Below are 19603 nucleotides of genomic sequence, written 5' to 3'. Positions count from 1 at the left end.
AACACCCTCAAATTTCAGGAGCGATGATGAACATTAATCGTAGAGATTTTGTAAAGCTGACGACTGCTGCAGCTGCGGGGATTGCCGCTGTTCCGGCGTTCGGCGGGCTTGGCAAAGCCTTCGCCAATACAGCCGAGGAACGGGCAAAGCAGCTCAGTCCCAAATGGACCCAGCAGACCACATCCGTCTGTGCGTTCTGTTCCGTGGGATGCGGACTTCTGGTTAACACCGACCTTGAGACAAAACGTGCGGTAAACGTGGAAGGTAACCCCGACCACCCCATTAACGAAGGCGCTCTCTGTGCTAAGGGTGCGGCATCCATCCAGATGACCGAAAACCCGAAGCGCCCCGGTAAATTCCTGTACCGCGCTCCTTTCAGCGGAGAATGGGAAGAAAAGGACTGGGATTTCTGTAAAAAACGCATCGCACGGTTGATCAAGAAATCTCGCGACGAAAGTTTTGAAAAGAAAAATGCAAAGGGACAGGTGGTCAACCGTACCATGGGTATCGCCTCTCTCGGTTCCGCTGCGCTGGATAACGAAGAATGTTATGCCATGCACAGCTTCATGCGTTCACTCGGCCTGGTCTATGTTGAGCACCAGGCACGTATCTGACACAGCGCAACTGTTGCGGCTCTGGTAGAGTCGTTCGGACGCGGCGCGATGACCAACCACTGGAATGACCTTCAGAACAGTGATTGCATTTTGATAATGGGCAGTAACGCTGCCGAAAACCATCCCATTTCCTTTAAATGGGCTGTAAAAGCACAGAAACGCGGTGCTAAGATTATTCATGTTGACCCGCGCTTCACTCGTACTTCCGCTCGCTCGGATGCATACATCCCCTTGCGTTCCGGTACTGATATCGCTGTACTGGGCGGAATGATCAATTACATCATTAAGAATAAGCGTTATTTCCATAAATATATGGTTGATTATACCAACGCTTCTTTCATCGTAGGCAAGGACTTCGATTTCAAAGACGGCCTGTTCTCCGGTTTTGATTCCAAGACCAATTCATACGACAAATCCAAGTGGGCTTTTGAGTTGGACGACAAGGGCATTCCCAAGCAGGACAAATCCCTTCAGGACCCCAACTGTGTTTTCCAGATCCTGAAAAAACACTATGCCCGTTATACTCCGGAAAAAGTATCCTCCATTTCCGGTGTATCCAAGAAAGACCTTGAACTGCTCTACAGCACTTACACCGCCACCGGCAAAAAAGACAAAGCCGGTACCATCATGTACGCCATGGGTTGGACCCAGCACACTGTAGGTGTACAGAACATCCGTGCCATGGCTATGATTCAGCTCATGCTCGGTAACATCGGTATTGCAGGAGGTGGTGTTAACGCACTGCGCGGCGAATGTAACGTACAGGGCTCCACTGACTACGCCCTGCTCTACCACATTCTCCCCGGCTACCTGAAAACTCCACTGGCCGGTCAGGACACCCTTGAGCAGTACAACAATACTTACACCCCCAAGAGCAGCGACCCCGAATCCGCCAACTGGTGGCAGCACTATCCCAAGTACTCGGCCAGCCTGATCAAGGCCATGTACTCCGAGGATACCCCGGAACAGGGTTACCAGTATCTGCCTCGTCTTGATAACCACAAGGCCAGCGTTTATTCCTGGATTCCGCTCATCGACCGCATGTATGAAGGCAAATTCACAGGCGGTCTGATCTGGGGTATGAACCCGGCCTGCTCCAGCTCCGACTCCGTCAAGACTCGTAAGGCTCTTGGCAAACTGGACTGGATGGTCAACGTCAACCTCTTCCAGTGCGAAACAAGTGATTTCTGGAAAGGCCCGGATATGGATCCCAAGAAAATCAAGACCGAAACCTTCTTCATTCCCTGTGCTTCTGCGATCGAGAAAGAAGGTTCCGTCTCCAACTCCGGTCGTTGGATGCAGTGGCGTTACAAAGGTCCCGAACCTTTCGATGACGTCATGACTGACGGTCACTACTTCCACGAAATCTGGGAAGAACTCAAAGAACTCTACGAAAAAGAAGGTGGTGCATACCCTGAACCTATCACCCACCTAAGCTTCGAAAACATGTGTGAGGAAAACGAGCACGGCCATATGGAATTCAGTGCCCGTAAGACCGCCAAACTCTGTAACGGCTGGTTCACTCGCGATGTTGAAATAAAGGGCAAGAAGTTCAAGAAAGGACAGCAGGTCCCCAGCTTCGCTTATTTACAGGCAGACGGTTCCACTACCTCCGGAAACTGGCTGTACTGTAACTCCGTATCTGATACGGAAAACAAATCCATGCGCCATGACTCAACCCAGACCAAGGAACAGGCCAATATCGGACTTTTCCCCAACTGGACATGGTGCTGGCCTGTAAACCGCCGCATTCTCTACAACAGAGCTTCTGTTGATGAAAAGGGACAGCCTTGGGCACCCAAGAAAGCAGTTATAAAGTGGAACGGTTCCAAATGGATCGGTGACGTACCTGATGGCGGCTGGAAACCCGGAACAAAACATCCGTTCATCATGCGTAAGAACGGCTTCGGACAACTCTTCGGCCCCGGCCGCGCAGACGGTCCCCTGCCTGAATATTACGAGCCACTGGAATGTCCGGTTAAAACACATCCTTTCTCCAAAACCCTGCACAACCCCACGGCTGTTCAGATCAAGGGTGAGGAAAAGGCTGTATGCGATCCGCGCTTCCCCTTTGTTGGTACTACCTATCGTATCACCGAACACTGGCAGACCGGTTCTATGACCCGTTGGCAGGACTGGCTGGTAGAAGCTGAACCGCAGATGTTCGTGGAAATAAGCCCCGAACTTGCCAAGCTGCGCGGCATTGAAAACGGAGAAAAGGTCACTGTTGAAAGTGTACGTGGATCACTCTGGGCCATTGCCATGGTTACCGAGCGTATCCAGCCTTACAACATCAACGGTACTGACGTTCACATGGTTGGTATGCCCTGGCATTACGGCTGGGTAACCCCCATTAACGGCGGTGATTCTGCAAACATCGTAACCCCCAACGTGGGTGACCCGAACACCGGTATCCCCGAATATAAGGCCTTCATGGTCAACATCCGTAAGTGGAAGGAGGGTGATAACTAATGTCCGGTAAAAGCTTCTTTGTAGACCTCACCCTTTGTACCGCCTGCCGTGGTTGTCAGGTTGCCTGCAAGCAGTGGAAAGACCTCCCTGCGGAACACACCCGCAACGTTGGTTCTCACCAGAACCCGCAGGATCTGTCTTCAAAAACCATCCGTCTGGTACGTTTCAGCGAAGCCCGTGACGAAGACGGTAAATTCCGTTGGCTGTTCTTCCCGGAACAGTGCCGTCACTGCATTGAGCCCCCGTGTAAATACATTGCAAATATGTACACCCCGGGCTCTGTGGTACAAGACGAAAAAACCGGCGCAGTGGTAATGACCGACAAGGCTGTTATCCGCAAAGGTAAACTGGAAAGCTGGGAACTCTGCCCTTACAATGTTCCCCGTCAGGACAAGGAAACCGGACTCTGGTCCAAGTGTGACATGTGTCTTGACCGTGTGGAAATGGGTATGCAGCCTGCTTGTGTACAGAGCTGCCCCACCGGAACCATGAACTTTGGTGATCGTGCGGATATGCTTAAGATGGCAAAAGAAAGGCTTGCGGAGGTCAAAAAGACCAACCCCAACGCCTACCTCGCCGATCCTGATGATGTTCGCGTAATCTATCTCTGTGAGACCAAGCCGGAAAGCTACTATGAAAATGTTGTAGCTTCTGCTGATCAGCGCAAGACTCTGATGGCCGGGGTAAGCCCTTCTAAAACATCAAGACGCGGATTCCTCACCGCTCTTAATAATAAAGCCTAGCAGACAGGAGAAATAAGATGAAAAAATTATTGATCGCATGCCTGTGCTGCATGGGAATTGTCTTTGTCGCCATCGGCGCGGGGGCAAAAGAAGAATGGACCGCACCGGACGATGATCTTGTCATCAACTTCATCAAACCTGACAAAGGTATCGGTGTGGTATTCAACCACTCCAGCCATGAAAACTACGAGTGCATTGACTGCCATCATAATATCAAGAAGTCCGGCGAACCGACCAGTTGTGCCACCTGTCATGACAATTATTCGGCAATACCGACCAAGGGCTACAAGTCCTACTTCAAAGCCATGCACTACAAGCGCAACAACGCAAAGCGCCCCTCCTGTCTGGGATGTCACGTCAAGGAATTTGGCAATGACAAGGAAATGACCGGATGTATCAATTCCGCATGTCACCCTGAAGGAATTAAGTAACCAAACAAACAGTCTACATTCTACGCAAGGACGAATTTCGTCCGAGCACTCCAAGAAAAAGCTCGCTTCGGCGAGTTTTTTCTTTTTTTAAGCAATGAATGCAAGTAATATATAAAATCTGGCTTAATTAAAAACATATAGAATCGGCAAATAAGCTGGCAAATTATGAGTTACTATAAATACATAATATTCTGTCTTATCTGGGGAATCGTCATATTTGTTCCGAATCAGATAAAAGCAGAAGCTGTATCTCAAATAACCATTCCTTATATTCATCCAGAGGATAACAGGCATGATTATATATTAGATTTGCTAGAGCTTGCTTTGAATAAAACAATTAAGGAATATGGGGATTATGAACTAAAACAGTACCCATTGCCAACTGAACAAAACCGAAGCCTGCGCATGACCAGCCATGAAAAAGGAATCGACGTTGTTTGGTCAATGACATCTATTAAAAGAGAAAAGGAACTCAGAGCAATACGTATACCGCTCCAAAAAGGACTTCTCGGATATCGCATTTTCATAATAAAGGCAGGCAGACAAGCTTCATTCTACAAAGTAAGATCCATCAATAATTTGAAATATTTCACCGCAGGGCAGGGACACGATTGGCCGGATACAGAAATATTGAGAGCCAACGGTCTGCCTGTAGAAACCTGTTCTCAATATTCTTTTTGCTTTGACATGCTACTCCAGAATAGGTTCGATTACCTACCACGTGGAGTGAGCGAACCATGGAATGAAATTGCCAAATACCCAAACAAAGAGCTTGTCGTCGAAAAGAAGCTCCTGCTTAAGTATACAGCTCCACTCTATTTTTTTGTAAGCCGTAAGAATGTTAAGATGGCCGAGAGGATAGAAAAAGGACTACGTGCAGCTATTAAAGATGGTTCATTTGACGAACTCTTTTACAACCATCCGCAATTAAGCACGATGTTTAAAAAACTCTGTTTTAAGAAACGCATCATAATTGAATTAGAAAATCCTTTATTGCCGCCTGAGACTCCTACAAAGGATAAATCCCTATGGATTGATCCAAATAAGCTACCCTAATCTTCCACAAACCGTTCGTCAGACTTTAAAGTCTCAGATTTATCCGCATTGTTTTCCAGCCATCCGAAGCGGTCAGCGGGGACAGCATCAAATTTTTTCACATAAGGCTTGATATCAATAAGTGGAGTTCCATCAAGAACATCAACGCCTTTTATATGAAGGACACTGCCTTCAATACGGATTAATTCCACGGTGGACATTCCGATCATATTCGGCCTGCGCGGGGCACGAGTGGAAAACAGTCCTCTCTCTTCATTGTCCATAAATGGTGTCAGCTTAAGCTTATAGCCATCATTTTTATGAAAATGATACAGCAAAATTATATGAGAAAACCCTTCTAAATCCTGCAACCCTTCTTCCAAGGCTCCGTGCAGTTCAATTGTTCCCTCAACATCTTTTGCTCCGGAAGGCTGAATAGGCATGCCTTCAAGCGAATCAAAGGGAGAACGAATACGCCCGATGGGGTGAAATATTATGGCGTCTTTATCAGGTAAAGGCATTTTATCCTCCGAAATCAATTAAATGACTTCTCTGAAGTTAAAGCTATACTTTAACTTCAGAGAAGAACAATTAAACTAGCTTTTCATAATTTCAGCCACCAGTTCAGCACCCCCGGTCAGACTTTCGATCTTAATAAACTCTTCTGTGGTGTGCACTTTGCTCATGCCGATTCCCAAAGTAACAGCATTAAAGCCTTTACCGTAAAGGATATTAGCGTCACTGCCACCACCGGTAGGTACTCTTTTGGGAGTAGCTCCGATATTTTTACAAGCTTCTTCCACCCGAGCCAGCACCTTGCTATCGTCAGCAACTTTGAGGGCGGGATATGAAATCTCATAATCGAACTTATATTCACCACCAACTTTCTCAACGGCTGCAGTACAACATGCTTCCATATGCTCAAGCTGCTTTTTAAGAGAATCATCATGCAATGAACGAGCTTCAGCGGTCAGAGTCGCAGACTCGGCAACAATATTGGTTGCGCTACCGCCTTCTATACGTCCAAGGTTTGCTGTGGTACTTTCGTCGATGCGCAGAAGGTTCATATTGGAAACAGCTTCAGCCGCTATTTGAATAGCACTGATCCCCTCTTCCGGTGCAATTCCGGCGTGAGCTGATTTACCGGTGAAGGTAATATTAATCCCAGCTTTAGCGGGCGCAGCAACTACAATAGTGCCTACCTCGCCGCTTGAATCAAGAATGACGATATCTTTTGCAGGGAGCAAATCTGTATTCAGATTCTTTGCGCCGTGCATGCCAGATTCTTCGCAAATGGAAAAAACAAAATAAACATCAGGATGAGGAATAGATTCTTCTTCCAAGTGATTGAGTGCCTCTATAGCCATCGCTATTCCGGCCTTGTCGTCACCACCGAGAACTGTTTCCCCGGCACTGCGAACGACATCGCCGTCAATGATCGGTTCAACACCAATGCAGGGCTGCACACAGTCCATGTGGGCTGAAAAAGTGATCGGTTCGCCTTCTCCTGTTGCCGGGATATGCACAATGAGATTACCGGTATTACCACCGCTCAACTCACCGGCTTTGTCTTCACTTACCTTAAAGCCCCTTTTCTCCATTTTTTCACGTAGATAAGCGGCTACTTCTTTCTCTTTAAGAGAAGGACTGTCAATACGAACAAGGTCAAAAAACAATTCAAGAATTCGTTCTTGATTTATCATAATATCTCCAAAAAATGACTTAAATTTGAAAAAATAGTTAACACCGAAGCATTCACTTGAACAGGATAATTTTATAAAAAAACAACCTGCACGAGATATATCCATATAATTTTTTTTTTACTTTAAAACCTTCAAAAATAGATCTTGCTTAAAAGTTATACTTGCATGAAAAATACTATTTGCAGCCATACTCGATGGCTATGTGATGGAAATAACCTCTGCTTCCACCCCTATTCCTGGTGCAATCTGGCTTCTCGGAGTTTCTTTAGTCGGACTCGTTGGTATCAAAAACATATTTGCTAAATAATAAAATTAATCAAAAACAAAAAAATCCCGGTATCCTCTAAGGTTACCGGGATTTTTTTGTTGAAAAGAATTAGCTGTTAAGCATTGCAAGCTTTATTTCTTTCCGCTTCGGTCAATTCAACCATATCACGTAAAATTTTAAGGGTTTCTTCCGCTTCTTTGGGATCGAGTTTGCGTAATGCAAATCCGGCATGGACAATAAGGTAGTCGCCAATTTCAACTTCATCAGGCAAAAGCATAAGTGAAGCATCGAGGTATGTTTCGCCCTCGCCTACCTTACATTTTGCGACTTGATCTTTAATGGACTTAATCTGAACAGGAATAGCTAAACACATGGAAAACACCCCTTATCGGCACTAGGCCATCTTTTCATAACTGCCGCCGGCTGCAGAAACTTCCTCGAGCACCTTTTCCATCATAAAAGGAAGCCGTTCCAGCGTCACATCAGAAACCTCATCATGCATGGTCTGGTAATCTTTCGGCTCCACGCCGATAACCACGCATTCAGGACGTCTGTCGCACAACTCGCACAGAACCATTGTATCGAGCAGGTCAGTCTGATGCATTGAATCCTTAAAAGCCAGACTCCTACGCAAATCCTCTCCTGTCAAGCGGTAAACAGAACCGGGCTCGTCATTACCCAGAACCGCGTCCACTACGATCAGGAAGTCGCATTCCATCATGGGGCCCATCAATTTGGTACCAAGGGTACCGCCGTCCATGACTTCAACGTTGTCTGAAAATGAGTACTGGCTCATCAGTTCATTAACAACTTTTACGCCGATACCTTCATCAGTAAAAAGTATGTTTCCCACACCAAGAACTAAAATCTTTTTCTCTTCTGTCATTCAGTTGCCTCCGGCGGCTCTCCGAGGGCCAGAGGGGAAAAACTTTTGCAAAAGCTTTTCCCCTCTGGGCTCCCCTTTTCAAAACCTTTTAGCGGGCTTCGCTACTGATCTTTTAAAAATTCTTTGCAGTCCATTTCTATTCCATCCCTATAGATTTCTGTAGCGTACTTTGGAATGAGAATTCAATAGAAAAATCAAAATATTACGTATAAAAATCAAAAAACGGGAACCCGCAATGCGGGCTCCCGTAATATTTATTTGAAGCTTGAACCAACTAAAGGATCTTGAACTTGTGAACTTCGTTGGTATGAGCATCGATGACGTGTACGCCACAGGCGATACATGGGTCATAGGAGTGAACGGTACGCAGGATTTCAACAGGACGCTTGGGATCAGCAATAGGTGTTCCCATGAGAGCTTCCTCAACTGCGGACATTTTGTTCTGATTACAACGGGGACCGAGGTTCCATGTGGAAGGTACAACCAGCTGGAAGTTTTCGATCTTGCCGCCCTTGATCTTAATCCAGTGAGACAGGCCACCGCGAGGTGCGCCAACAAATCCGACACCTTCAGCTTCATCAGGCATTTCCCACTCAACCGCGAGGTCGGTGTTACCGGAAGCAACGTTGTCTTCAAGGTTGTTAACCCATTCAACCATCTTGGTACCGGCAACAACGGTTTCGATACCGCGGGCAGCGGTTCTACCAAGAGTGGAGAACAGTGCTTCAGGTCCAACACCGAGGGTGGAGAGAACGTGGTTAACAACAGGAACAACGTCCTTGTTGCCGCGGGCGTAGGATACCAGCATCTGTGCCAGCGGACCAACTTCCATGGATTCGCCTTTGTAGCGGGGAGCTTTCATCCAGGAGTAACGGTCACGGTCTTCATAGTTAGTATACTTAGGTTCGGTTTCACCTTCATAAGGATGGAGGGAAGAGTCACCGTCATACCAGCTGTGGCTGATGTCTTCTTTAATGGAATCAGGGTTGAAATCCATGACATTGCTGAGGTCACGGTTCATAATTACACCCTGTTCGAGGAAGCGGCTGTTGATATCAGCTTCTACATCCGGGAATTCACCGAAGGTCAGGAAGTTGGTAGTACCACCGATTCCGGCCCAGTCTTTGTAGTAAGATGCGACCATCAGCAGGTCGGGAATGTAGCATTCGTTAACAAATGCCATAGTTTCGTTATAGAGATCCTTGAATTCCTGAATACGTTTCGGAGTCAAGGAATCATAACAGGTTACGCCGCCCACAATAGTGAACTGGGTATGGGGGTTCTTTGCACCGAAAACAGCCATTGCACGTGCAGCTTTAACCTGAAGATGCAGACCTTCAAGATAGTGAGCAGTAGCAATAAGGTTTTCTTCGGGACGCAGATAGTAAGCGTCATGACCACCGAGGAAGTAAGCATTGGTGAAGATACCGAGCTGGCCGGAATCAACAAATTTTTTCAGTTTTTCCTGAACTGCTTTGAGATCTTCAGCTTTGGTCACGCGGGTAGACTGGCTGTTTGCAATCTTAGCTGCTTTAACAGGATCAGCCTGAAGCGCACTAACAACATCAACCCAGTCAAGGGCATGCAGATGATAGAAATGCACAATGTGGTCATGCAGGTACTGGGCACCCAGTACAAGGTTACGGATAAGACGTGCATTTTCAGGAAGGTTCTTATCAACGCCAACAGCGTTATCTACGCAACGGGTAGAAGCCAGAGCGTGGGTATAAGTACATACACCACAGGAACGCTGGGTAAAGTGCTGAGCATCGCGGGGGTCACGGCCTTTAAGAATAATTTCCAGACCGCGGAAGAGCTGGGAGCTACTCCATACGTTACTTACTTTACCGTTTTCGACCTCTACTTCGATCTTGAGGTGACCCTCAATTCTGGTGAGCGGGTCGACAATCACCGGACCGGTGTATTTTTTATCATAAGGGGTCGCCATTACAGCGGGGCCCGATTTAGCCTTGCAACCAGACATATACAATCCTCCAAATGAATAGAAAGTTAGCTTTAAACTTCTATGTAGTTGACAGCACTAGCCCTGCTCGTAGAAGGGGCTCATTTCATCCCAGAAATCGGGCTCACTGCAACCGATGCAGGGGTGACCGGCCTCAACAGGCCAGTTGGTCTGATTAAACTTGACTTTCGGACAGTTATTGTAGGTGTCCGGACCTTTACATCCAAGCTCGTAGAGACAGTAGCCCTTTTTAGCTTCTTCAGATGAGAAGGAAGGTGCAAATTCATCATTATCAAAATGCTTGAGTCTCGGGCAGTTATCATGCACGGACTCACCGTAGAAGAGGCTCGGACGGCCGACATCATCGAGTTCGGGGATTCCCTTGGTCAGGTAATGAACAACGGTTCCTACGAAGTTGAACGGGTTAGTCGGACAACCGGGCAGGTTTACGGTGGTAACACCACCGAGAGCTTCGGAAACGCCCTTAGTTTGAGACGGGTTGGGTGCAGCAGCCTGAACACCGCCGTAGCAGGCACAGGTACCGATGCAAATGGTTGCTTTTGCGTGAGGAACGATTTCCTGCACGATTTCAAGCATGGTTTTACCACCAACTTTACCCCATGCTCCACCTTCAATAGTTGGGATACCCCCTTCAACAACACAGATGTAACCTTCAGGAGAACTCACTGCTTCATGCAGTGCTTCTTCTGCGGCATGACCGGCGGCAGCCATGATGGTTTCATGGTAGTCGAGGGAAATGGTGTCGAGAATAAGAGCATCAATATAAGGAGAAACAGTACGAAGAACAGCTTCTGAACAGCCGGTACATTCGGCTGCGTGCAGATAGACAACAGAAGGACGCTTCTTCTGAGTCAGGGCTTCCGCTACAGTCGGCGCAAAAGCGGGTCCCATCCCCATAACAGCGGCGGTTGTTGCGCAGAACTTCATGAAATCGCGGCGGGAGACGCCATTCTGCTCAAGGCGTTCTTCCGCTCCATCCTTTCCGAGTCCCACAGAGAATTTCATAAAAACCTCCATCCTCTAATTAAAGATAGTAGGGTCTACCCCCTAAGCATTGCAGTCTTCAATTCAAGACTGGAAACGTTCCTGCCTAAAAGGCCGCAATGCACACTAAATTTTTATCCATTAGCTTCAACTTAAGATATCAGTCTCACTTTGATATCAACTCTCATGCAAAGCTAATGTATTGAAAATTCTAATTACTCTTAAACCATTTAACTATGAGAGCGTCAACCCCAAATGAAAAATTATTGTTTTTGATGCTTATTTTGGTCGCTCATAGATAAAAATCGCACCAAATAACATCAATCTTAGATTATTATGCATCAAACAAGTACTTTCTTGTATTTAGTTGATCTGGAAAACGAAATCATTAACAACAAAATAACAAAAACAGGATTCACACACTAATGAATAAAAATAACACGACAAAAAAAAGCGCAACCCTTTTGGGCTGCGCTTAGGAAAAAAGCTTATAAAAACAGAGATTAACCGTTAGTTACGAAGTCGCTTTTAATTCTTTCTACGACTTTCTCTTTGATCTCTTCAAAAATTTCGTCAGGAGTCTGGTCAGCATTAACAACGATGAATCTATCATTGTTGAGTGCCGCCCAAGTCAAATAACCTTCACGAACCCTGCTGTGAAAATCAAGGGACTCAGCTTCGAAACGCCCTTCTTCCTGCATCTTATTTTCCTGAAGATTGCGAGTCATGGCCCGTTTCAAGCCAATTTCAGGATCAATATCCAGAAGAATAGTCAGATCGGGCCAATTCCCGGAAACTGCGACATCATTAAGTTCGCGCAGCAGCTTTGGATCGAGTCCGCGCCCATACCCTTGATAAACAATAGTAGAGTCTGCAAACCGATCTGAAATAATTATTTTTCCGGCTTCGACCGCAGGCTTTATAACCTGCCCTACATGCTGAGCACGGTCTGCCAGATAAAGAAAAAGCTCACATTCGCCTGTAATATCGGTGCTGTCCATATTGAGCAGGATCTTACGCAACTCTTTACCGATCCGGCTTCCGCCGGGTTCAAGCGTAACATCAACAGTATGTCCGGACTCTTCGAGAAACGCAGTGAGTTTCTTAATCTGGGTGGTTTTGCCAGTCCCTTCTATGCCTTCAAAGGTAATGAACATTGAGCCTCCGATTTTTTGAGTTCACACTTGCTCGACGGATTATCAGGTGATTTTTCCGCCTTGTACAAATATCTGTCCAGAAACCGTTGATACGGAGTCCAGTTGTTTTCTGAGCCTTCCAATTTACCTAATTCTGCGAAAATTGTATTCATTTTTGCGTCAATATTATCAGCAAAATGTAAAATAAATGCTTCCGGTGTCTTCGGGCGCTTGGGGGCACCGTATTCATATTCACCATGATGCGAAAGAATTAAATGCTTCAAGTGAAGCTTTAACTTTGGGTCAAGGTCTTTAGATCTATGTAGAAAAGGTTCAATAATTTCAACACCGATATGAATATGGCCCAGCAAACGACCTTCATCTGTATAGTCGTTGGTCAGACCTCCGGAAAGTTCCCATGCCTTACCCAGGTCATGGAAAATAGCTGCAGCCAGAACCACCTGACGATCAACATCAGGATAATTGTCGCAAATTGACATACAAAGTTTAGCCACAGCCAATGTGTGCTCCAACAGACCGCCGACATAAGCATGGTGGACAGTCTTAGCGCCGGTGGCGGTCAAAAGACGGTTATAAACTGTCTGATCCTTAAGCACTCTCCGGCAAAATTTCTTCCACGGGATATGAACCATATGCTCTGCAATGAGGTAGTCCAGTTCCTGCATCATATCTTCGGGCTTTTCTTTGCTCGAAGGAAGAAAATCGGTGATATCCAAGCCAGCATATTCGGGATTCAGGATATCAAGGACTTCCACTGTTAATTGCGGTTTATCCCTGAACGATCCGACCATCCCTCCGGCAACAACAAACATGCCTGCTTCGAGAGTTGCAAAAGACTGGCTTAACGGACTCCATATCTTCGCTTCAACCGCCCCGGAATTATCTTGCAAACGCAGATTCCAGAACGGACCGTTCCTTGATTCACGCAGTTGGGCATCGCCGATGAGAAAGATATCCTTGACTCTCTCCCCGTTTATAAGATCTTTAATATATGTATATTTTTGTGACACTTCTTGCTATTCCTGAATTGCTTTGATACCTCGCCAACAGGCAACGATATTTTTAAACTTGTCAACGGCGTTTTTATATAACTGCCCGGAATTTGTATTCATAGTCAACCCACGGGAAGACTGTCCAATTATTTTTGAAATGTCCACCGGAGAAAACTGATGAATATACTACTTACCAACGATGACGGCATTCAGGCAGTGGGCCTTCGCGCCCTATATCACGGCTTGAAAAGGGCCGGAATGAATGTCCAGGTAGTCGCCCCTGTCGCGGAACAGTCCGCAGTGGGACACGCCGTATCGCTCTCTTCACCCCTTCGAGTCAAGAAGTTTGAAGAAGATGGCTTTACCGGGCTGGGTGTTTACGGGACTCCGGTAGATTGCGTCAAGCTGGGACTGACCACCCTGCTGGAGACAAAACCGGACATCGTGGTTTCCGGGATCAACAGCGGCGCCAACGTCGGTGTTGATATTCTATACTCAGGAACAGTGTCCGCTGCAACCGAAGGTGCGTTGATGGGATATCCGGCGATGGCTGTTTCGTACGACAGCTTCAAACCGGAAGAACTTACTGATCAGGGCGATTACTGCGCAGAACTGCTCAAAAAAATACCTTGGGGCAGGCTTGGCGAGAAAACAGTTGTTAATCTCAATTTTCCGGCGGTCCCGGTCAAGGATGCCGAAGTGCTCAAAATCTGCCGTCATACACGTGTTTCATGGCAGGACTGGTATGAAACACGCGAAGACCCCCGCGGACATAAATATTACTGGCTGAACGGTGTTATGCCCAAAGAAAAGATAAGCCCCGGCACAGACAGGGATCTGCTGACCAAGGGCCACATTACCATGACACCACTGCATTTTGATTTCACCGATCGAGAGGCAATTGAAACTCTGGAGCAAAGCTTCGGTATATAGTTCATATCTTTTTAAAGAGTATATGGACATTTTGTTTCTTGATAGGATATAAAGAGTGTATTTGGAACCAATTTGCGGCAACTGCAACTGAATAAGGGAAGTATGGCTTACATAATATTTTGTCTGCCAGATATAAGTTCAGGAAAGATGTCGCTTCATCATTTAAGTATAGTTATCCACTAAGGAGGATTACATGCCACTAGTTTCGCCCAAGGAAATGTTCGAGGGAGCCTATGCCGGCGGCTATGCCATTGGCGCGTTCAACGTGAACAACATGGAGATCATTCAGGGAATCATGGAAGCGGGTAGCGAGGAGAACGCTCCCCTCATTCTTCAGGTTTCCGCCGGCGCTAAAAAATATGCCGGTTTGGGCTACATTATGAAACTCATGGAAGCTGCACTGCTGGATACAGACCTTCCGGTAGTACTTCATCTCGACCACGGCGCAAACTTTGAGATCTGCAAAGAAGTAATCGACGGCGGATTCACATCCGTAATGATCGACGGTTCACATCTTCCTTTTGAGGAAAACATCGCTGAAACCAAAAAGGTTGTTGAATATGCCCATGAAAGGGGCGTATGGGTTGAAGCTGAACTTGGACGTCTCGCAGGCGTTGAAGAAGATGTTGTTTCCGAAAAGACCATCTACACCGACCCGGACGAAGCGGTTGAATTTGTTGAGCGCACTGGCTGCGACTCCCTCGCTATCGCCATCGGCACCAGCCACGGTGCATACAAGTTCACCGGTGAAGCAAAACTTGATTTTGATCGTCTTGATAAAATCGCATCCCTGATGCCCAACTACCCCATCGTTCTGCATGGCGCATCCAGCGTTGTTCCTGAATTTGTTGCCATGGCAAACGAATTCGGCGGCGACATTGCCGGAGCTAAAGGTGTACCCGAAGACCTCCTGCGCAAAGCTGCTTCCAAGGCAGTCTGCAAAATCAACATCGACACTGACATTCGCCTTGCAATGACCGGTGTTATCCGTAAATTCCTGGCCGAAAACCCCACCGAATTTGATCCGAGGGGCTATCTGGGTGCATCCCGCGGGGCCGTTAAGGAAATGGTCCGCCACAAGATTATCAACGTGCTGGGCTGCTCCAATACCGTATAATTTTTTACAGGCCGTTATTTTAGGGAATTAACGGCCTGTATACTATAAACCAGGGACCCGCATCTTTGTAGATGCCAAAGGGAAGAATGTCTCAGGGTTTGAACACGCCGCAACCAGGGAAAAATAGCGGCTCATACAGTGTTTAAGCCTCTGAAATTTTGAATATAACCGGACAAGCTAGGGAAGCTGTCCGGATTTCGAGATTTCTTAGACAGAATAAGGAGAAAACAAGCAATGGCTGTAAAAGTAGGTATTAATGGATTTGGCAGAATCGGGCGCTACCTCGTCCGCCTGATTCACGACAGTAAGGATTTTGACCTTGTTGCGATCAACGCCCGTGCATCAAATGAAGACCTAGCTCTTCTTTTCAAGCACGATTCCGTTCACGGTACTTTCCATGCTGATGTAGAAGCCAATGATGACGGCTTCACCATCAACGGCAAGCAGATCAAGGTAACCAGATGCGCTCCCGGCGAGTGGCTCTGGAAAGATCTCGGCTGTGACATGGTTGTTGAAACAACCGGTAAATTCCGTGACCGTGCAAGCTGTGAAAAACACATGGCCTGCGGAGCGAAGAAAGTTATCATCAGCTCACCCGGAATTGATGCAGACCTGACTGTAGTTATGGGTGTTAACGATGCTGATATTAAACCGGAACACAATATTATTTCCGGCGCATCCTGCACCACCAACTGTCTTGCTCCTGTTGCCAAAGTTATTAACGATGAGTTCGGTCTTGAACGCGGCCTGATGACCACCGTTCATGCATACACCATGAGCCAGAGGGTTCTCGACGGTTCCCACAAGGATATCCGCCGCGCCCGTGCCTGTGCTGTGAACATGGTGCCCACCACCACCGGCGCAGCTAAAGCTGTAACCATGGTTATTCCCGAACTGAAAGGCAAACTGGACGGCATGTCCATCCGCGTTCCCACACCTAACGTCTCCCTTGTGGACCTTACCTGTGACCTCGGTCGCGAAACTACCAAGGAAGAAGTTAACGCCGTGCTTGCCAAAGCTGCTAACGAGCACATGGGCTTTACAGAAAAGCCCCTCGTTTCCACTGACTACCTTGGCGATACCCATGGCGGTGTTGTTGACGGTCCGCTGACCGAAGTCATGGACGGGAAAATGCTCAAGCTCATCATCTGGTACGACAACGAAGCCAGCTTCACCAACCAGCTCGTCCGTTTGATGAATAAAGTAGCCGGAATGATGTAATACCATTCCCACCGCAATGAAAAATCCCTCTCAGCTCTTAAGAATTGAGAGGGATTTTATTTAAAACCGCTTAACGGTATTTCCATTCTCAGAGTCACCGCCAATTTTTCAGCTACTAATTTTCTACTACAAATTATTATAGCATTCATCGGCAGTAAAAAAGTGCCAGCATTTCATCCAAATTGTCATTGACGCGGTAAGTTGAATAACCTTCTGGATTTGTGTCTAATTTCATAGTATTTGAGTAATATGTTTGATTCCGACGGCCGACAATTAAAGGCCGATAATAAAAAAATCCTTTTTGACTCCCTGCTCTTCTGTATAATTTCAACCTTTCTCTGCTACCTTTTGTATAAGGGAACGGAATCGCTAGGCTATAACTGGCAGTGGTTCCGGGTTCCGGGATTTTTTTTCAGCTTAAATGAAGGAGAGTTTATTCCCGGTCCGTTATTGGAGGGACTTGGAGTTACCCTTGAGATAACTGGATTAAGTTTTGTGCTGACTTTTATCATCGGACTGGGAACAGCGATTATGCGCTTATCCGGTTCATTTACCGCCAAAGCGATTGCCCGCATCTATCTGGAAATAATTCGGAACACTCCCCTGCTGATTCAACTTTTTTTCATCTACTTTGTTGCTGCTCCCATTATCGGCATTAACGGATTCTGGGCATCAGTCATCGCTCTAAGTCTTTTTGAAGGCGCCTATGCATCTGAGATCTTCAGGGCCGGGATAACTTCCATCGACCGGGGACAATGGGAAGCGGCCTTCAGCTTGGGGGGCGATAAAAAATTCGCCTATATAAATGTGATTCTTCCACAGGCTGTACCACGTATCGCCCCGCCCCTTGCAGGACAAGCCATAGCCCTTGTTAAAGATTCAGCACTGGTCAGTACAGTCGCCATCTATGACCTGACAATGCAGGGGCAATCAATAATATCTGAAACCTTCCTAACTTTTGAGATATGGTTTACTGTAGCAGCCATATATCTTTCGATTACGCTTTTGCTCTCGTGGGTATTGGACAAAACCGCCCGTAAGTTCAAGAGCGAATGGTAATTCAAGTATTAACTATCTGGAGGAAACAATGACCTTATGGAGAACTGTTAGCGTCGGTATTGCTACCGCGATCCTGATTATGGGCCTCTCTTCCGCCGTCTGGGCAGGAGATGCAAGACAAAATCTTTCGCAAGACAGCACCCTAGAAAAAGTCCTTAAACGCGAAACTCTGCGAGTAGGATTTTCCACATTTAAACCGTGGGCTATGAAAGGCAAAAATGGCGAGTTTATCGGTTTTGAAATCGATGTAGCAAAACGTCTGGCCTCGGATATGGGTGTGAAAGTACGCTTTATCCCCACCAAATGGGACGGCATCATCCCTGCTCTGCTCACCGGTAAATTCGATATAATTATCGGCGGCATGGGCATTACTCCCAAACGCAACCTGAAGGTCAATTTTTCCGATCCTTATGAATTCAGCGGAATGTCCATCGTAGCCAATAAAGATGTGGCTGCCGGAAAATCTTCGCTGGCTGATTTTAATAATGCTGAGACCCGTGTCTCTGTCCGGCTCGGCACCACAGCTGAAAAAGCAGCTAAGAACTTCCTTCCCAAAGCAAAACTTCTTAAATTCAATGACGAAGCAGCTTCTATTCAGGAACTGCTCAATGGTAAGGCCGCATGTCTCGTGGCCTCCAACCCTCTGCCTGAAACCCTTGCCCAAAAATACCCCGGCAAGCTTTATCTGCCCCTGCAGGCTGATTTCACCAGTGAACCCATCGGCTTCGCGGTCCGCAAAGGTGATCCAGACTTTCTTAATTATCTGAACAACTGGATCAGGGTCTGCAACTCCGAAGGCTGGCTTGAAGCCCGCTACAACTACTGGTTCAAAACAGAAGACTGGAAGTCACAAGTAGAATAGAAATACTTATTAAAACATATAAAACAACTTCTTTCATGACAAAACTGTCGCGAGAGAAGTTGTTTTATAGTGTTTTATACCATTCTACAATCAACGAAGCGACACATATGTCTTTTTTACAGAGAACTTTCAGTATTTTAAAATTTATCTTACAATGAAGATGCCCCATTCTAAATTATGCTTTCTTTTCGATGATGACATCAACATCTCTCGCAAAGAAAAAGCGTATTTAAAACATCGGAGGTTACGATGAATCTATGGAGAACTCTCAGTGTAAGTGTTGCAGTGGCAATTCTAGCAATCAGTCTTGCTTTCCCGGTTTTGGCTGATGACATTGGGCGAGATTATTCAAAAGGGGACACCCTTGCGAAAATTCTTCAGCGTAAAACTCTCAATGTCGGAATATCAATTTTCGAACCATGGGTCATGAAAGATCAAAATGGCGAATATATTGGATTTGAAGTCGATGTAGCCAAGCGGCTTGCCTCCGATATGGGTGTACAAGTGAATTTCGTGGAGACGGATTGGGATACTATTATACCCGACCTGATTGCCCACAAATTCGATATCATAATATGTGGTATGAATATGACCCCGGAAAGAATTCTTAAGGTTAATTTTTCTGATCCTTATGAATTCAACTCAATGTCCATTATCGCCAATAAAAATGCTGAAACGGGAAAAATGACTCGGGCAGATTATAACAATGCCAAAATCAGCCCGTCACTTCTATCAACTCTGGAAGATTTCAATAATCCTAATATCCGCATAGGTGTACGTCTCGGCACAACTGCTGAAGATGCGGTACAAAACTACACCCCAAAGGCTAAGGCTGTTATTTTTAAGAGTGAGGATGCCTCCGTCAAGGCTTTATTAAACGGTGAAATATCCTGCCTCATGCTGTCTCAACCTCTGCCTAAGATACTTGTCAAAAAGTATCCTAAAAAGCTGTATCTACCCTTGAATTCCGGATTTGCCCGTGAACCCAGCGGATTCGTTGTTCGCAAGGGCGACCATGACTTCTTAACTTACCTGAACAACTGGATAAGGATCTGCGATTCTAACGGCTGGCTCAAAACCCGTTATCATTACTGGTTTAAGAGCAGTCCCTGGAAGCTCAGATAAAATGATTATATAAATGT

Annotated in this window: 18 protein-coding genes; 10 read left to right on the top strand and 8 right to left on the bottom strand. The window is 46.3% G+C overall.

Features of this window, described 5'->3' with window-relative positions; translation table 11 throughout:
* The first annotated feature begins 26 nt into the window (after positions 1-26).
* The 4 genes from fdnG (at position 27) to ACNI23_RS05260 (ending at position 5316) form a co-directional block, all read left to right on the top strand.
* The gene (gene fdnG, locus ACNI23_RS05275) at positions 27-3086 is read left to right on the top strand and encodes a formate dehydrogenase-N subunit alpha (protein WP_420247168.1); all 3060 of its coding nucleotides are present in this window, start codon (positions 27-29) and stop codon (positions 3084-3086) included.
* Positions 3086-3829 (top strand): 4Fe-4S dicluster domain-containing protein, encoded by a 744-nt coding sequence (locus ACNI23_RS05270; protein WP_420247167.1) that lies wholly within the window; start codon positions 3086-3088, stop codon positions 3827-3829. Before fdnG ends, ACNI23_RS05270 begins: the two co-directional genes overlap by 1 nt.
* Positions 3830-3846: 17 nt before the next feature.
* The gene (locus ACNI23_RS05265; protein WP_420247166.1) at positions 3847-4260 is read left to right on the top strand and encodes a cytochrome c3 family protein; all 414 of its coding nucleotides are present in this window, start codon (positions 3847-3849) and stop codon (positions 4258-4260) included.
* Positions 4261-4425: 165 nt separating this feature from the next.
* Entirely contained in the window at positions 4426-5316 is an 891-nt protein-coding gene (locus tag ACNI23_RS05260) for a hypothetical protein (protein WP_420247165.1), read from the top strand.
* Here the strand turns inward: ACNI23_RS05260 and tsaA are convergent.
* From tsaA to ACNI23_RS05220, 8 genes are all read right to left on the bottom strand, one after another.
* Positions 5313-5816, bottom strand: coding sequence for a tRNA (N6-threonylcarbamoyladenosine(37)-N6)-methyltransferase TrmO (tsaA, locus tag ACNI23_RS05255; RefSeq protein WP_420247164.1), 504 nt, complete (start codon positions 5814-5816; stop codon positions 5313-5315). The two genes, ACNI23_RS05260 and tsaA, sit on opposite strands and share 4 nt — an antisense overlap.
* 75 nt (positions 5817-5891) lie before the next feature.
* Positions 5892-6998: a M20/M25/M40 family metallo-hydrolase gene (locus tag ACNI23_RS05250; protein WP_420247163.1), complete on the bottom strand. Its 1107-nt coding sequence runs from the start codon at positions 6996-6998 to the stop codon at positions 5892-5894.
* Between the two features lie 383 nt (positions 6999-7381).
* Positions 7382-7639 (bottom strand): HypC/HybG/HupF family hydrogenase formation chaperone, encoded by a 258-nt coding sequence (locus ACNI23_RS05245; protein WP_420247162.1) that lies wholly within the window; start codon positions 7637-7639, stop codon positions 7382-7384.
* A gap of 21 nt (positions 7640-7660) precedes the next feature.
* On the bottom strand, positions 7661-8152 hold the full coding sequence (locus ACNI23_RS05240) for a HyaD/HybD family hydrogenase maturation endopeptidase (RefSeq protein WP_015851794.1): 492 nt from the start codon (positions 8150-8152) through the stop codon (positions 7661-7663).
* Positions 8153-8426: 274 nt separating this feature from the next.
* A complete protein-coding gene (locus ACNI23_RS05235; protein WP_420247161.1) occupies positions 8427-10136 on the bottom strand; it encodes a nickel-dependent hydrogenase large subunit in 1710 nt (569 codons plus the stop codon).
* 57 nt (positions 10137-10193) lie between these two features.
* Entirely contained in the window at positions 10194-11141 is a 948-nt protein-coding gene (locus tag ACNI23_RS05230) for a hydrogenase small subunit (protein WP_420247160.1), read from the bottom strand.
* 482 nt (positions 11142-11623) lie between these two features.
* Positions 11624-12277, bottom strand: a complete 654-nt coding sequence (gene tmk, locus ACNI23_RS05225) for a dTMP kinase (protein WP_420247159.1) — start codon at positions 12275-12277, stop codon at positions 11624-11626.
* The gene (locus tag ACNI23_RS05220; RefSeq protein WP_420247158.1) at positions 12253-13287 is read right to left on the bottom strand and encodes a 3'-5' exoribonuclease YhaM family protein; all 1035 of its coding nucleotides are present in this window, start codon (positions 13285-13287) and stop codon (positions 12253-12255) included. The genes tmk and ACNI23_RS05220 overlap by 25 nt, the downstream gene beginning before the upstream one ends.
* 159 nt (positions 13288-13446) lie before the next feature.
* Here ACNI23_RS05220 and surE point away from each other — a divergent pair, with 159 nt between their 5' ends.
* From surE to ACNI23_RS05190, 6 genes are all read left to right on the top strand, one after another.
* Complete coding sequence (surE, locus tag ACNI23_RS05215; RefSeq protein ID WP_420247157.1) at positions 13447-14202, top strand: 5'/3'-nucleotidase SurE; 756 nt, start codon at positions 13447-13449, stop codon at positions 14200-14202.
* A gap of 193 nt (positions 14203-14395) precedes the next feature.
* Complete coding sequence (gene fba / locus ACNI23_RS05210; RefSeq protein WP_420247156.1) at positions 14396-15319, top strand: class II fructose-1,6-bisphosphate aldolase; 924 nt, start codon at positions 14396-14398, stop codon at positions 15317-15319.
* Between the two features lie 234 nt (positions 15320-15553).
* Positions 15554-16540: a type I glyceraldehyde-3-phosphate dehydrogenase gene (gene gap / locus ACNI23_RS05205; RefSeq protein WP_420247155.1), complete on the top strand. Its 987-nt coding sequence runs from the start codon at positions 15554-15556 to the stop codon at positions 16538-16540.
* A gap of 249 nt (positions 16541-16789) precedes the next feature.
* Complete coding sequence (locus ACNI23_RS05200) at positions 16790-17599, top strand: amino acid ABC transporter permease (protein ID WP_420247154.1); 810 nt, start codon at positions 16790-16792, stop codon at positions 17597-17599.
* A 28-nt stretch (positions 17600-17627) separates the two neighbouring features.
* Positions 17628-18461, top strand: coding sequence for a transporter substrate-binding domain-containing protein (locus tag ACNI23_RS05195; protein WP_420247153.1), 834 nt, complete (start codon positions 17628-17630; stop codon positions 18459-18461).
* Between the two features lie 249 nt (positions 18462-18710).
* Positions 18711-19586, top strand: coding sequence for a transporter substrate-binding domain-containing protein (locus tag ACNI23_RS05190; RefSeq protein WP_420247152.1), 876 nt, complete (start codon positions 18711-18713; stop codon positions 19584-19586).
* The last annotated feature ends 17 nt before the right edge of the window (positions 19587-19603 follow it).

This window comes from Maridesulfovibrio pacificus (SeqCode) (assembly GCF_048612815.1).
GTDB lineage: Bacteria > Desulfobacterota > Desulfovibrionia > Desulfovibrionales > Desulfovibrionaceae > Maridesulfovibrio > Maridesulfovibrio pacificus.
The sequence above is the reverse complement of the archived record's forward strand: the minus strand, read 5'-3'. Positions and strand labels throughout refer to the sequence as shown.

Excerpts from the sequence above, each read along its gene's own strand:
- tmk (WP_420247159.1), bottom strand. The coding sequence starts at position 12,277 with ATGTTCATTACCTTTGAAGGCATAGAAGGGACTGGCAAAACCACCCAG.
- ACNI23_RS05230 (WP_420247160.1), bottom strand. The coding sequence starts at position 11,141 with ATGAAATTCTCTGTGGGACTCGGAAAGGATGGAGCGGAAGAACGCCTT.
- gap (WP_420247155.1), top strand. The coding sequence starts at position 15,554 with ATGGCTGTAAAAGTAGGTATTAATGGATTTGGCAGAATCGGGCGCTAC.
- ACNI23_RS05200 (WP_420247154.1), top strand. The coding sequence starts at position 16,790 with ATGTTTGATTCCGACGGCCGACAATTAAAGGCCGATAATAAAAAAATC.
- fba (WP_420247156.1), top strand. The coding sequence starts at position 14,396 with ATGCCACTAGTTTCGCCCAAGGAAATGTTCGAGGGAGCCTATGCCGGC.
- ACNI23_RS05190 (WP_420247152.1), top strand. The coding sequence starts at position 18,711 with ATGAATCTATGGAGAACTCTCAGTGTAAGTGTTGCAGTGGCAATTCTA.
- tsaA (WP_420247164.1), bottom strand. The coding sequence starts at position 5,816 with ATGCCTTTACCTGATAAAGACGCCATAATATTTCACCCCATCGGGCGT.
- ACNI23_RS05260 (WP_420247165.1), top strand. The coding sequence starts at position 4,426 with ATGAGTTACTATAAATACATAATATTCTGTCTTATCTGGGGAATCGTC.
- ACNI23_RS05195 (WP_420247153.1), top strand. The coding sequence starts at position 17,628 with ATGACCTTATGGAGAACTGTTAGCGTCGGTATTGCTACCGCGATCCTG.
- ACNI23_RS05250 (WP_420247163.1), bottom strand. The coding sequence starts at position 6,998 with ATGATAAATCAAGAACGAATTCTTGAATTGTTTTTTGACCTTGTTCGT.
- ACNI23_RS05235 (WP_420247161.1), bottom strand. The coding sequence starts at position 10,136 with ATGTCTGGTTGCAAGGCTAAATCGGGCCCCGCTGTAATGGCGACCCCT.
- ACNI23_RS05240 (WP_015851794.1), bottom strand. The coding sequence starts at position 8,152 with ATGACAGAAGAGAAAAAGATTTTAGTTCTTGGTGTGGGAAACATACTT.
- ACNI23_RS05245 (WP_420247162.1), bottom strand. The coding sequence starts at position 7,639 with ATGTGTTTAGCTATTCCTGTTCAGATTAAGTCCATTAAAGATCAAGTC.
- ACNI23_RS05270 (WP_420247167.1), top strand. The coding sequence starts at position 3,086 with ATGTCCGGTAAAAGCTTCTTTGTAGACCTCACCCTTTGTACCGCCTGC.
- ACNI23_RS05265 (WP_420247166.1), top strand. The coding sequence starts at position 3,847 with ATGAAAAAATTATTGATCGCATGCCTGTGCTGCATGGGAATTGTCTTT.
- surE (WP_420247157.1), top strand. The coding sequence starts at position 13,447 with ATGAATATACTACTTACCAACGATGACGGCATTCAGGCAGTGGGCCTT.